The organism is Flavobacterium sp. GSP27 (assembly GCF_003970395.1).
Classification (GTDB): Bacteria; Bacteroidota; Bacteroidia; order Flavobacteriales; family Flavobacteriaceae; genus Flavobacterium.
Map to the genome: position 1 here is coordinate 111130 of NZ_RYDP01000007.1, position 14050 is coordinate 125179.

Consider the following 14050-nt stretch of genomic DNA (forward strand, 5'->3'; position numbering starts at 1 on the left):
AAAATCATGAAAAAAAGAATCATATCTGCCTTAGCATTTATTGCTATACTTGTAACCACAAGCTGCACCGCTGATTTAGAAGAAATCAACAATGACCCAAACAGACCGGTATCCGTACCTAGCTATGGAGTATTCAACTTTGCCAATAAAGCCATTATGGACGGAACCAGAGGCCCATTCTCTTCTGCTAGAATGACTTTACCATGGGTTCAATATTCGGCACAGACAAATTACACAGAAGAGGATCGCTTCCAATTCAGACAGGAAACCAATACTGCTTTATACAACTCCTATTATTTAGCTGCCAATAATTATAAGTTAGTCATAGATTTGAATGTAGATCCTGCAACAAGAGCTGAAATGTCATCTTATGGAAATAATGACAATCAAATAGCTGCGGCAAGAATAATGCTGGCGTATACTTTTTCTCAATTAGTAGACACCTATGGTGATGTCCCTTATTACTCTTACGGAAATAGTGATGCCGATTTTCAAGCTTTGCAATTAGAAAAAGGCATTCTGAAACCCAAATATGCCAGTCAGCAAAAAATATATGCTGATATTCTAAAAGAATTACAAGAAGCCTCTGAAATGATTGTAGCTACTGAAGTAGTTTTTACCCGAGGGGATCAACTTTTTCAGGGAAATGCTCAAAAACTAAAAAGATTCTCTAACTCCCTGCGCTTACGAATAGCAAACAGAGTAAAAGGAGTTGTTTCTGGTGCCGAAGGTCACATTACTGATGCAATCGCTTCGGGCGTTATGCTTTCAAATTCAGATAATGTTGGCTTGACTTATCAAAATGATGCCATCAATCCTAGCCCACTCTATATTGCTTTTTTTATAAACAACAGAGATGATTTTACGATTTCTAATACTTTTGTAGACTTATTAAAAGGAACTTTAGGAAACAATAGTGCGGATCCAAGGTTGCAAAAATATGCAGCTCCAATAACTGCATCCTTAGAAGATGTGGGTAACAACTTGTATACAGAAACTGATGATTTAGCCCAATATATCGGAATGCCATATGGAATTCCTAGTGCATCAGCACCATCACAGTTACCTAATACATCGCGATTTAGTTCTAATATTCTTAAAACTAATTATACTGAATACTTTATGGAATATGCGGAAGTTGAATTTTTATTGGCCGAAAATAACAATTGGAACAATACAAATTACACCAATGGCGTAAGAGCTTCCATGGAACGTTGGGGAGTCACAGCAGCTAAAATTAGTACCTACTTAACGAACCTGGCACCACCATCAAAAGAAAATGTATTGACTCAAAAATACATAGCGCTTTACATGCAGCCTACAGAGGCCTGGTCAGAACACAGACGAACTGGATTCCCTAATACAATCTTGAAACCAGGCGGTACTTATGCCTTGAATAATCCTTTTGAAGGTGCAACAACCTATACCTTTAAAGCTTTAAACAATTTGACAGAAATGCCAAGTCGCCTTAATTATCCCGTGAACTCCCCTCAGTTAAACGGCGAAAATTATCAACAAGCATCCTCTAATATAGGTGGTGATTTACTAACCACTAAATTGATTTGGGACAAAAATTAATTCTCATTTAATTTTTTTTAAATAAAAAAATAATTTTTAAACAGTAGTAAACAAATGTTTGCTACTGTTTTTTTTAAGTTCCTTTGACACAGATTAAGCTTTCTATTTGAATTACGCTCCGTACTATCAAATTCGGCTCATGCCGTGCTTATGTCCTCCAATCCACTGCGTAAGTTATAAAAAAAAGACAAAGTAAGACTGTCATTTAAAAACTAAACCCTTTGCAAGTTTGAAACGCAGCAAGAGTTCTTAAAAAGAAAAACACTGCCAAAATTTTAGGTTTAAAAAAATTAATAAAATGGATAGTTAACGAGAGAAAATAATTTTAAAAAAAGTTATTTTTTTCTTTCAATGACATAATTTACCATTAAAATAAGTGCCTCTTTAAATTCAGAATTGGGATAGTTATCCAAAATCAAAAGGGCTTCTTGCTGAAATTCGACCATTTTTTGTTCCGCATAAAGCAATCCGTTATTGTTTTTCACAAAAGCAATCACTTCTTTGACGCGTTTTTTATCTTTATTATGGTTTTTTATGGAGTTGATCAACCACGTTTTTTCTTTTGAAGTACACGTATTCAGAACATGAATAAGTGGCAATGTCATCTTTTGTTCTTTGATGTCAATTCCGGTTGGTTTACCAATAGCTTCCTCCGTATAATCAAATAAATCATCTTTTATTTGAAAAGCCATGCCTATGAGTTCTCCAAACTTGCGCATGTTTTCAACCTGAACTTCCTCTTCAATTACTGATCTTGCTCCCAGAGCACAACAGGCAGCAATAAGTGTAGCTGTCTTTTTCCGAATGATTTCATAATAGATATCTTCTGTAATGTCAAGTCTTCGGGCTTTTTCAATTTGGAGTAATTCCCCTTCACTCATTTCACGTACTGCTACGGAAATAATTCGGAGTAAATCGAAATCACCATTGTCTATAGAAAGCAACAATCCTTTGGACAACAAATAATCACCAACAAGTACGGCAATTTTATTTTTCCAAAGCGCATTTAGCGAGAAAAAACCTCTTCTGCGGTTGCTGTCATCTACTACATCATCATGAACTAATGTAGCGGTATGAATAAGTTCAATAACACAAGCGCCGCGATATGTACGCTCGTTTACAACTCCTGCCGAAACCATTTTGGCCGTCAAAAAAACAAACATGGGACGCATTTGTTTTCCTTTTCTATTGACAATATAATACGTGATTCTATTCAACAAAGCCACTTGAGACGTCATCGATTCGTAGAACTTTTTTTCAAAAAGTTCCATTTCATCAAAAATGGGCTGTTTAATTTTAGAGGTCACATTCATTAGAATTCAAAGGTACATTATTAACCTGCCATTATTTTGATATTTCCATAAAAACCGAATCCTTTTACGCTTCCTTGTTTGCTAATTGTCCGCAGGCAGCATCTATATCTTTACCGCGACTTCTTCGCACTTTTACAACAATTCCGGCAGCCTCAAGCGCTTTTATGTACGCCTCTATTGATTCATCAGAGGCTTGTTGAAACTCCCCATCATCAATGGGATTATATTCAATAAGATTCACTTTGCAAGGAACATATTTACAAAACTTTACTAAGGCCTCTATCGAAGCTTTATTGTCATTTATATCTTTCCAAACAACATATTCGTAGGAAATTTTGCTTTTTGTTTTTCGGTACCAATACTCTAATGATTCCCGCAACTCTGCCAATGGAAAGTTTGCGCTAAACGGCATGATTCTGGAACGAATTTCATCGATTGCTGAATGTAGCGAAACCGCCAACTTAAACTTCACCTCATCATCCGCTAATTTCTTAATCATTTTAGGCACTCCTGAAGTAGAAACCATAATGCGTTTAGGCGACATTCCTAACCCTTCTGGAGAAACAATCATTTCAATAGCTTTCAAGACATTGTTATAGTTCATAAGAGGTTCTCCCATTCCCATGAAAACGATATTTGATAACGGATGATTGTAATACAAACGGCTTTCTTTATCAATGGCTATTACCTGATCATAAATTTCCGCTGGCTCCAGATTTCGCATTCTTTTTAATCGCGCTGTAGCGCAAAAATTACAATCCAAACTACACCCCACCTGACTGGAAACACAAGCTGTAGTCCTGGTATTAGTAGGAATCAAGACTGATTCCACCACCAACCCATCATGCAAACGTACAGCATTTTTTACCGTTCCGTCTTCACTGCGTTGCATTGTATCTACTTTGATATGGTTGATCACGAAGTGTGTTTCAAGCATAGCACGCGTTTCTTTAGACACATTAGTCATATCCTCAAAACTATGCGCACCTTTGCTCCACAACCATTCGTAGACCTGATTTCCGCGAAAGGCTTTGTCTCCGTTAGTGATAAAAAATTCGCGTAATTGTTCTTTGGATACCGCTCGTATGTCTTTTTTCTCGATTTGCATGGTGCAAAGTTAATGACAATTTGTTGATTTGTTGATTTGATAATTTGATAACTTTGTCACAAATTGAAAAAACTCAACTAATGCATTTCATTTCCCAAGAATTAGAAGATTATATCGAGCAACATTCCGAAAAAGAGCCTGCTTTATTAGCGGCACTAAATAAAGAAACCTACCAGAAAATTTTATTGCCACGCATGTTAAGTGGTCATTTTCAAGGTCGGGTTTTGAGTATGCTATCAAAATTGATTCGACCTATGAACATTCTGGAAATTGGGACTTATACCGGGTATTCCGCTTTATGTTTGTGCGAAGGCATGCGGGAAAATGGTCAATTGCATACGATTGACATCAAAGAAGAATTAGTTGATTTCCAGCGCAAACATTTTGACAAGTCATCTTGGGGAAAGCAAATTGTACAACATTTAGGTGAAGCAACAGCCATAATCCCAACTTTAGAACTGCAATTTGATTTGGTCTTCATCGATGCTGATAAAGAAAATTATCTGAATTATTTTGAAATGATTGTTCCTAAAATGAATAAAGGCGGCGTTATCCTATCCGATAATGTTTTGTGGAGCGGAAAAGTTCTGGAACCCTTACAAACCAATGATGTGAGTACAAAAGTATTACAAGCCTACAATCAATTATTAAAAAATGACCCCCGTATAGAAACTGTTTTATTGCCTATTCGTGATGGATTGACAGTGAGCAGAGTGCTTTAGTTAGCAATCTTTTTTTGAAACCAAATACCTTAGCCCCGGCAGGAACGACATCTCCCGATGTAGAAAAACAAGATCTTTAATCGTAGTTTTATATCGGAAATACAGTCTAGAGCAGGAAACGACTCCTGCTACTTGATAGGATTAACTGGGAAATATTTTTTCTGTGCTATTGTATATCCTTTAAACATAAGTGTTCCAAAAATAACGCCACATAAATAGCCGGATAAAATATCCAATGGATAATGCAATCCTAAATAGATTCTACTGTAGGCAAAAACTAAAGGCCATAAGAACAGAAAGGCCATATATTTAGTCGTTTTTTTGAGAACAAAGTATAAAAAAACGCAAACAGCCATTGTGTTTGAGGAGTGACCCGAGAAAAAACTAAAGGAATTGCGGACTTGCACAATACGAATAAAGGAATTGATTTCCGGATTATTACAGGGACGCAATCGTTGAAATCCGTTCTTGAATAAGTTCGTTGTCTGATCTGTAATTGTCACTAAAAGAGCTGCAAACAACAATACATATAAGGTTTGCTGTAGGCCTAATTTTTTATAAATGAAATACAACAAAAGCAAAAAAAGCGGAATCCAATTGAATTGACTGGTGATAAACAGCCAAAACCCATCATAAGTGGTCGAACCTAAACCATTCAAATAAACAAATAACTGGGTATCAAGGGATACTATTTTTTCTATCATTATACCTGACGTTTTATGGGACCTGCGGCATCTTCAATAATTTCTTTTGTTGTGTTGATCTGCGAAGTTGTTTCTTCCCGTAAACTCTCAGTAGTTTTATTAATTTCGGTCGATACGCCTTCTGTAATGTTTTTAAATTGCGAGGTATCCCCCATCAAATTGTCCTTTGCCTTATTGATTTCAGTCGTAATATTACCTCGAAAATCGCTCAAAGATTTGGTGTCAAACCCATTCGCCTCTGCTCCTTTTTGAATTTCGCTTTTTATATCGTTAGTTGCATTTTTCAATTGCGCCATTGCTTTACCCATCGTACGTGCCATTTCAGGTACTTTATCTGACCCAAAAAGCATGAGCACTATAAACATAATAAATATTAATTCTCCTCCTCCTATGCCAAACATATTTTTTGTTTTAGTTGCTACAAAGATACCTAATTTTGAAACTTTGCGTTTTAATTTTTTCATAAAAAAAGACTCTTTTTAGAGTCTTTTTTTAGCAGTACCGTTTATTTAATCAAATTTAGATTTCACTTCTTCTTTTGGCCACGTGTTATTGGTTACATCAATATCAGCTGTTTCTAATTTTGGATCTATCTGAATTTTTTTGATTGCTTTTTCAGTTGCATACACTTTCTTAGCCGTATCATTGTTTTTTCTCCAGATTTGCGCAGGATATTTGAAGGTTTCTTTTGTATCATCTTCATAGGTTAGCTCAACAATGATTGGCATTAACATACCGCCTGGCTTGTTGAAATCTACTTCATAGAAATACTTTGGCGATTTAAGTTTAGCTTTTTCATCTGCAGTAAAATTTTGATTTACATACTCCGAAAGTAAATTTACATCTGCAATTGCCAATGCTTTTTTATCTTTAGCGGACAATTCTTCACTTGTTTCTGGGACTAAATAAAGGAAGGGTCCTTTTTCTTGTCCAAAACGACCTCTTCGTACTGTGGCGTCTTTTAAATCTTTCGTGGGAGTCAGTGAAACATAATATTGTTTAACTTCCTTGATGCCTATATCTACAAAATCCGTGGAGTAGAACCAACCTCTGAAAAACCAATCTAAATCTACTGCAGAAGCATCTTCCATAGTTCTAAAAAAATCTTCTGGTGTTGGGTGCTTGAATTTCCATCGGTTTGCATATACTTTAAAAGCATGATCAAACAACTCTCTTCCCATGATAGTTTCTCTAAGGATATTTAAGCCTGTTGCTGGCTTTCCGTAGGCGTTTGCCCCAAATTGAACTATTGTCTCCGAATTAGACATAATAGGCTCCAAGAATTTTTGATCCCCGCTCATGTACGGAACGATCTTACTTGCTGGACCACGACTGGAAGGAAAATTAGTTCCCATTTCTTGCTCTGCCATATACTGCATAAAGGTATTCAATCCTTCATCCATCCAGGACCACTGACGTTCATCAGAATTTACAATCATAGGAAAGAAATTGTGTCCTACTTCATGAATTGTTACACCTATCATTCCATTTTTTATGCGATCACTAGTAACACCTTTTTCATCTGGACGTCCGTAATTCCAACAAATCATTGGATACTCCATTCCTTGATCTTCAGCAGATACTGAAACTGCTTTAGGATAAGGATAGTCAAAAGTATGCGCTGAATAACTCTTCAGCGTGTGTGCTACGGTTCTTGTTGCCGTTTCTCCCCAAAGTGGATTGGATTCTTTTGGATAAACTGAAATTGCCATTACCGTTTTATCATTCAATTTAACGGCCATTGCATCGTATATAAACTTTCTAGAAGTAGCAATACCAAAATCCCTCACGTTTTTAGCGCTAAATTTCCATGTTTTTTTCTTATCTGAAAATCCTTTTTCGCTAGCTTCCGCCTCTGCTTGCGTAACAACAACTACAGGTTTGTCGTACGTTTTTTGTGCTAACTCATATCTTTTTAGTTGCGCCGCCGTAAACACTTCACTCCTATTCATAAGATCACCCGTAGCTTCCATAATATGATCTGCAGGTACCGTGATGTTCACATCAAAATCACCAAAAGGCAACGTAAACTCTCCCGTTCCCCAAAATTGCATATTCTGCCATCCTTCAACATCATTGTATACTGCCATTCTAGGATAAAACTGCGCAATTACATATAATTTATTTCCTGATTTTTCAAATAATTCATACCCTGATCGGCCGCCTTCAGCTCTGTAATTATTGATATTATACCACCAATTGATTGCAAAAGAGAATTTCTCTCCTGGTTTCATCGGTGTCTCTAAATTAATACGCATCATGGTTTGGTTGATCGTAAAAGATAACGGATTTCCTTTCGCGTCTTTTACAAAGTCAATATTAAATCCACGCTCTAATTCTTGTTTTAAAAACTTATTTGTGAAGTTTCCCGCCGGAAAAACCTGTTCCATTCTTTGGCTTTCTGCTAAAGGGGTTTGCGAATTTTTAGCGGATTGATTTTGGTCTAGTTGTACCCACAAATATTCTAAGGTATCAGGTGAATTATTATAATACGTAATAGTTTCAGAGCCTGTTAGCTTAGAATTTTTGTCGTCTAAATCAATATTGATTTTATAATCAGCTTGTTGCTGGTAATAAGCAGGACCCGGAGCTCCTGAAGCCGTACGAAATAGGTTAGGCGTAGCTAACAAATCATACATTTGACTAAACTTATTGGTATCGTACTTTCCGGTTTGTTTTGGCGATACCGTAGTCGATTTTTCTTGCGCAACTAACAACGCAGGAAGAAATAAAAATAAAAATATTTTTTTCATAGTAAATTTATGGTTCTTTAATTGTGTGAAATTAGCATTTTAAATAGCCGTTTCAAAATTTATTCATACTTTAAAACTCCAGTTGATACAGAATCTGTAAACAGCATCGTGTTTTTAATCCCAAAAACCTTAAAATGCATGATGTTTTGCTGCTCGTTATTTCCTTCAATAAGGACTGTATTATACACTTCAAGAGTCGTTATTTTTGGAATATCTTTTATGCTCAAATAACAAATAAGCACATCGCCTTCCATTTCTTTACTCAAAAGATACATCGTGGTGGGATGTCCATTTATTTTTATGGAAAACTTTTCGGTGAAATACTTTTTCAATAAAACCAAATCCGCAGCGGTTTCTTTCTCAGAACCCAAGTTGATTTTTTTACTGTACTTTTTTCCGATAGCACTATTCAAATCATCTACAAAAATACGCGAGGTGATTTGGAGCATTTTCTTTTCGGGAGCGTAATTCACCTGATACAATGCCACGTAAAACTTGTGCATACTGAACGAAGTTAACGTCAAAAATATCAGTCCAAAAAAGGAAATTAAAATTATTTTTTTCATTTTTCAAAAGTAGTAATTCTTTTAAACTCTTCGTTCTTGGTAATTAAGAAATCAATCAGCAAAAACTCATCTTCTTGTTTCAAAAGGTTTTTTGCTTTTGGATCACCCTCACAATAATCCAGAAAAAGACCTATCTCATCCTTTTTCAACCTCAATGTATTGGTAAAAAAATAAGCATCCATTCCTTTCGAGACTACATCCGAAAAATCTACATTTGGATTTAAACCTGCTTTATCTTCGGAATCTTTCTTAAATAATTTCGAAACCATTTTGAACACTCTGACAAAATCCATTCCGTTTTCTATAGTTACGTCTGACGGCATTGTTCTATTAATAGGAGATGATTTTTCGTCATCTACAAATTCCATATCTACAATGCGCTGCGAACCTCCTACTATGGGTTTAATTTCGGCTTTTCGTTTCACAATAACTTCATTGAGCAGCGTAGTTTGCGTCTCTAAATTAATTACAAACAACGATTTTTCAAAATCTTTTTCCGCAACAACTATCTTTTTAGACTTGAATAAACTACTTGAAACAAGCAACGTATCTTTCGCTTTCGCCAAAATATCAAAAAAGCCCTGATTACTTATAAAAGTTCTGGTTTTTGAATTTAAATTAAAAACATACCCGTGATCCACTAAAGCAGATTCGTTAATAAACTGACCATGTAAAGACTTCCTGCTTTCATTTTGACCAAAAGAAAATTGGCAAAAGAAAATTAAACAAATGATTTTTATTCTTGTTTTCATTGTAATTTTTTTTAGTATTATTTTTTTAAAGACTGTTGTCTATTTTCTTTGGCAAGTATAGCTTTATATTCTTCGGCCAAAGCTACCATAAAAAAAGTAGTCTTTTGTTTATTTTTGGAGGCTAAAACTTCCAAAAAAAATTCATTATCTACTATAAAATATTTAAAATCATTTACGTAATCACTTGCAAGCACCAATTGAACCGTAAAATATTCTGGAATGTACAATTCAGAAATTAATTTGATATCGTTTTCTTTTTTCTCCAAAACAACTAATTTCTTAAGCCGTTTCGTTCTCCCATTGATCTTGTTTAGCAGCTTTTCATGGTGCGTTTGTCCAAAAGAAATTTGGTTTAGTAAAAATAACATCCCCGATAAAACACTATTGATTTTCAAGGGCTATTATTTCGTTATAATTTGCAGCAAGGCTTACAATTAAATACATAACCAATGTTTTATTTTTAGCACGCAACGCATTTGCAAAAGCTATATTATCCACACAATAATATTGAAATCCTTTGATATAATCCGAGGGTATTTTTAATGTTTGCGTATAGTACTTATCCTCAAAAAGCCCATCAATTCTCGCTAGTAACTGTTCTTTCTTCTCAATTATAATTTCTTTTTTCAACATGGCTTTTCGTCCAGAAATAGTATTGAGCAATCCATCAATTCCTCCACCGGAAGTTGCGGTGTATAATTTCCTCTCAGCAGGCGTATATTTCTTTTGACCGTAGGGAATAATCCCTAAACTCTCTGCTGAAATAGAAGATTCACCGACTACAACCTCATTTAGAATAATGCTTTTTGGGATCATTATCACTAAAAAAACCGTTTCTAATACATCTTGTTTATTAATTTTTCGGCGTAATGTTTCCAGATTAACGGCAGTAAAGACTAAAACGTCGCCTTCTTTTGCAGGTATAACAAAAAAGCCATTACCCTGTGACACGGTTGCTTTTCCTGTTGATATATTTACAATATTAATGCGGTCAACAGCAACAGAATCCGAAGTGATTTTTCCTCGAATTTCCTTTACCATTTCTACCTGTCCAAAAGTGGCTTGAACTACGAGAAAGAATAACAACTGTAAGGTATTTTTAATTTTCACTGGCAATTATTTCTTTATATTTTATAGCTAATTCCCCCATCAAGAAAGTGGTCATCGTCACATTTTTAGATTTCAAAACAGCCACAAATCGTTCGTTTTCAAGGCTGTAATATTCAAATCCTTTGACATACTCAACCGGTATTTTTAACTTACTCACAAAATAGTCAACGGCAAACAGGTTCTCTAATTGCCTCAAATAGGATTCTTTCTGCTCCACTTCAAGTTCTTTTTTCAGCATTTTTGTTCTTCCTGAAATCCAGTTCAATAACGGATCTGCTGACACGGACCCTCCCATCATGCTACCCACATTAGCACTGGCATTAAGATTGCTGGCAGTATATAGTTTGCGTTCTGCAGGGGTGTAAATTTTTTGCTCTCTAGGAATTATCCCCATTGATACTGCATTGATCCCATTTCGAACAATAACTTCCCGCAATTGATTCGCAATAGGTGTCATTTTTTCAAAAAGAATCCCTTGATCAAAATGGACTTGGGTCAAAAGTATTTTGGTATCTTTGAACTGCACTGCTGAAAACAACAACGTATCACCAACGGCAGCCATAATAGAAAAGTTACCATCCTGACCCGTAATAGAAGTCTTCTCTGTTTTTTTATTTATGACATAAACCCCTTCCGGAACAGAAACATCAGCTGTCACTTTTCCGTTCAGTTGTATTCGGCTTCCTTCTTGTGACATCGCCGCTGTTGTTGCAAAAGCCAAAAACAAATACATAATTCTAATCATCGTTCTTGAAGTCCTTATTGACTTATCGTAAAAGTATCTTAATGCACTCCAAATTAATTACTAATGCCCTGGTAAAAAAATGTTAATTAAAAATTTGAAATAAAAAAGCCTGATTTAATACCTTTAGCGCAAATTATGTGTCAAAAAAAATGAAAAACATCCTAATTGCAAGCACATCTACTCTTGCAAACGAGAACTATCTGGACTATTTATTACCAGAATTACAAGTGCATTTTCAAAACTGTAATACAATTCTCTTTATTCCTTACGCCAAACCTGGTGGGATCTCTCATAAAGAGTATACTGCAATGGTACGCTTGGCTCTCGCCAAAATAAATAAAGAAATAATTGGAATTCATGAGTTTGAAAACACCAAATTAGCTGTAAAAAAAGCAGAAGGAATTTTCACAGGAGGTGGAAATACATTTGTTTTAGTATCACAATTATACAAAAACAACCTTATGGAAACCCTCACTGATGTGGTAAAAAACGGAACTCCGTATTTTGGAACAAGCGCAGGAAGTAACATTTGCGGATTAACGATGCAAACAACAAATGACATGCCAATAGTTTATCCCCCAAGTTTTCAAACGCTGGGATTGGTTCCTTTCAATTTGAATCCGCATTATTTAGATCCGGATACTACTTCAACACACATGGGCGAAACTCGCGAAACCCGAATTAAAGAATACCATGCATTTAATACTGTTCCGGTTTTAGGATTGAGAGAAGGAAGCTGGCTGGATATAAAAGGAGATTCAATCACCCTGAAAGGCAATCTGACCGCACGATTGTTTCGACAAAATCAAAGTCCTGAAGAACTAGAAAGCGGAACTGATTTGAGTTTTGTAAAGTAATCCTAAAATAAATGACACAAAAAAAGCCAAAACAATTATGTTTTGGCTTGAAAGAGCGAAAGACGAGGCTCGAACTCGCGACAACCAGCTTGGAAGGCTGGAGCTCTACCAACTGAGCTACTTTCGCATGATAACAGTAAAATAAAATTTCAAACTAAAATTTGAAATTCAGAGCGAAAGACGAGGCTCGAACTCGCGACAACCAGCTTGGAAGGCTGGAGCTCTACCAACTGAGCTACTTTCGCATTAACAACGGTGCAAATATAATTAATAAGTTTGCTTCAATGCAAGTTTTTTTCTTAAAAAGTCTCAAACTTACTCCGACAGTCTTTTTTTAAAAGAGGATTCAAATCATAAAGAATTTAATATGAAAATATTATATCCTTATACTACTCAAAAAATACTTAAAAAAAACAAAGCAAAACATCAAAAAAAGGGCTGTTTAAAGACTTTTTCAGTACAATATCTTAAATTTAGGGATGAGAACTCGCTAGAAAACGGTCGTTTTGACGAAGATACTTGAGCAACAACTTGCCGTTTTGAATAGTATGCTGCTATAATCTCTTAAAAATAGCCCTCGTATTCAAGGCTAAAAATGATTTATTTACCAAAATAAGCAATTTCAAATATGGGTAATGACCATTCTAAAACAGGTTCAAACAAACTGGTTTAGGCAAAAAACGAATTGTTACCGGAGAAAAACGGCATCTCAAACAGAAACCAAATGTAATTTAGTTCAACGACCCAAAAGAAGTCCTTGGCTTTTACAAAAAAACAGAATATTTTACAAAGGAGTTAATAGTAACGGAATATTTACTGAACGACGGAGTCAATTGGAATCTGGAATAAATCAAAGAAACGTTACAGAACAAAAGAACAAAATTTGTCAAAATCAAAAAAAAAGTCGCCTTTCATCTCTTATATTGGACTGCTTGGAGCGAGAACAATAAATTGATTTTTAAAGATGATAGCGATACTTTTGATGCTGCTTTATACGGCAAATTACAAAACTGATTTGGATCCAAATTTTGACACTCTTGAAGGATGATAAATAAAGAAACAGGATTTATCTTTGATAACACTGATAATTGCTTTAGACAAGGTTACAGGAACAGCAGGACAACCCAAACTTCTTCCTAATCTTTGATTATTTTTTATAAATGAATTAGAAACATACTCTGCTGCATGCATCACCACGCCTCTTGCTCTGGCATTATCATTTACTCCTTTTTCCAGACCATCTAATCGAAGTGACATCCCATGTTTACCAACGTAAATTTCGCCTGTTGAATAAAAGCCTAAACTACTCTTAAAGGATTCCGCAGTATTTGAAAAATTCGAAGCAAATTCATCGCCCGTATTTCTACCATGTGCAACCAAAGAATTAAATAAGACCTCACCGGTACCCAGATTGATCACCCAGAGTCTTTTAATATTAGAAGACAAACTAAAATCAATTAAGGTCAAAATTTCCTTCTTGACTAATCCTTTTTCTTTCAACAAATAGTATCCTTTTAGCGCTTCTGAGAAACTTTCTAATTTAGGCAGTGCAAATTTATTGGAATGCAAATTATTATATGCCACTGTAATATTATCGTCTAAACTCGGTTTCACAGCTTCAGCGTAAATCACTGGCGTGTGTGTCTTTGGTTCAGGAAAGTTGTTTTTGATTGGCACAAACGAAACTAACAGCAAAAAAATAGTAAGAAATATGTTATAAATCATTGATTGTCTTTAAGTTATGGACTAATTGAGGATTGCAAACGTACGTTAAAAATCAAGCCAGAAACCACTTTTTAACAAAGTTTATTCTAACTCTAACGAAAAAAGTGACAAAATATT

The 14050-nt window shown here is 35.2% G+C and carries 14 protein-coding genes and 2 tRNA genes; 3 read left to right on the top strand and 13 right to left on the bottom strand.

Features of this window, described 5'->3' with window-relative positions:
- Positions 1-6 precede the first annotated feature (6 nt).
- Positions 7-1578: a SusD/RagB family nutrient-binding outer membrane lipoprotein gene (locus tag EKM05_RS08215; protein WP_126458884.1), complete on the top strand. Its 1572-nt coding sequence runs from the start codon at positions 7-9 to the stop codon at positions 1576-1578.
- A 335-nt stretch (positions 1579-1913) separates the two neighbouring features.
- On the opposite strand, the gene EKM05_RS08220 is transcribed toward EKM05_RS08215, so the two are convergent.
- The gene (locus tag EKM05_RS08220) at positions 1914-2891 is read right to left on the bottom strand and encodes a polyprenyl synthetase family protein (RefSeq protein WP_126458881.1); all 978 of its coding nucleotides are present in this window, start codon (positions 2889-2891) and stop codon (positions 1914-1916) included.
- Positions 2892-2955: 64 nt separating this feature from the next.
- On the bottom strand, positions 2956-3999 hold the full coding sequence (gene rlmN, locus EKM05_RS08225) for a 23S rRNA (adenine(2503)-C(2))-methyltransferase RlmN (protein ID WP_126554535.1): 1044 nt from the start codon (positions 3997-3999) through the stop codon (positions 2956-2958).
- An 80-nt stretch (positions 4000-4079) separates the two neighbouring features.
- Here rlmN and EKM05_RS08230 point away from each other — a divergent pair, with 80 nt between their 5' ends.
- Positions 4080-4721: an O-methyltransferase gene (locus tag EKM05_RS08230; RefSeq protein WP_126458875.1), complete on the top strand. Its 642-nt coding sequence runs from the start codon at positions 4080-4082 to the stop codon at positions 4719-4721.
- 128 nt (positions 4722-4849) lie between these two features.
- Here EKM05_RS08230 and EKM05_RS08235 read toward each other — a convergent pair whose 3' ends face one another.
- The 8 genes from EKM05_RS08235 to EKM05_RS08270 form a co-directional block, all read right to left on the bottom strand.
- Positions 4850-5425, bottom strand: a complete 576-nt coding sequence (locus tag EKM05_RS08235; protein WP_126554537.1) for a phosphatase PAP2 family protein — start codon at positions 5423-5425, stop codon at positions 4850-4852.
- Complete coding sequence (locus EKM05_RS08240) at positions 5425-5826, bottom strand: twin-arginine translocase TatA/TatE family subunit (protein WP_126451902.1); 402 nt, start codon at positions 5824-5826, stop codon at positions 5425-5427. The genes EKM05_RS08235 and EKM05_RS08240 overlap by 1 nt, the downstream gene beginning before the upstream one ends.
- Positions 5827-5934: 108 nt before the next feature.
- Positions 5935-8178 (bottom strand): M1 family metallopeptidase, encoded by a 2244-nt coding sequence (locus EKM05_RS08245; RefSeq protein ID WP_126458869.1) that lies wholly within the window; start codon positions 8176-8178, stop codon positions 5935-5937.
- Positions 8179-8237: 59 nt separating this feature from the next.
- A complete protein-coding gene (locus EKM05_RS08250) occupies positions 8238-8744 on the bottom strand; it encodes a DUF6702 family protein (protein WP_126554539.1) in 507 nt (168 codons plus the stop codon).
- A complete protein-coding gene (locus EKM05_RS08255; RefSeq protein ID WP_233590894.1) occupies positions 8741-9496 on the bottom strand; it encodes a hypothetical protein in 756 nt (251 codons plus the stop codon). Before EKM05_RS08255 ends, EKM05_RS08250 begins: the two co-directional genes overlap by 4 nt.
- Positions 9497-9513: 17 nt before the next feature.
- Positions 9514-9891: a hypothetical protein gene (locus tag EKM05_RS08260; protein WP_126554541.1), complete on the bottom strand. Its 378-nt coding sequence runs from the start codon at positions 9889-9891 to the stop codon at positions 9514-9516.
- Positions 9878-10606: a carboxypeptidase-like regulatory domain-containing protein gene (locus EKM05_RS08265; protein ID WP_233579260.1), complete on the bottom strand. Its 729-nt coding sequence runs from the start codon at positions 10604-10606 to the stop codon at positions 9878-9880. Before EKM05_RS08265 ends, EKM05_RS08260 begins: the two co-directional genes overlap by 14 nt.
- A complete protein-coding gene (locus EKM05_RS08270) occupies positions 10596-11351 on the bottom strand; it encodes a hypothetical protein (protein ID WP_126458858.1) in 756 nt (251 codons plus the stop codon). Before EKM05_RS08270 ends, EKM05_RS08265 begins: the two co-directional genes overlap by 11 nt.
- Positions 11352-11500: 149 nt before the next feature.
- Between EKM05_RS08270 and pepE the strand changes: the two genes are divergently transcribed.
- Positions 11501-12208, top strand: coding sequence for a dipeptidase PepE (gene pepE, locus EKM05_RS08275; RefSeq protein ID WP_126554543.1), 708 nt, complete (start codon positions 11501-11503; stop codon positions 12206-12208).
- A 54-nt stretch (positions 12209-12262) separates the two neighbouring features.
- On the opposite strand, the gene EKM05_RS08280 is transcribed toward pepE, so the two are convergent.
- The 3 genes from EKM05_RS08280 to EKM05_RS08290 all read right to left on the bottom strand — a co-directional run bounded on the left by EKM05_RS08280 (position 12263) and on the right by EKM05_RS08290 (position 13933).
- Positions 12263-12335: transfer RNA gene (locus EKM05_RS08280), tRNA-Gly, on the bottom strand.
- 45 nt (positions 12336-12380) lie between these two features.
- Positions 12381-12453, bottom strand: a tRNA-Gly gene (locus EKM05_RS08285).
- A 757-nt stretch (positions 12454-13210) separates the two neighbouring features.
- Positions 13211-13933 (bottom strand): murein L,D-transpeptidase catalytic domain family protein, encoded by a 723-nt coding sequence (locus tag EKM05_RS08290; protein WP_126554545.1) that lies wholly within the window; start codon positions 13931-13933, stop codon positions 13211-13213.
- Positions 13934-14050 lie beyond the last annotated feature (117 nt).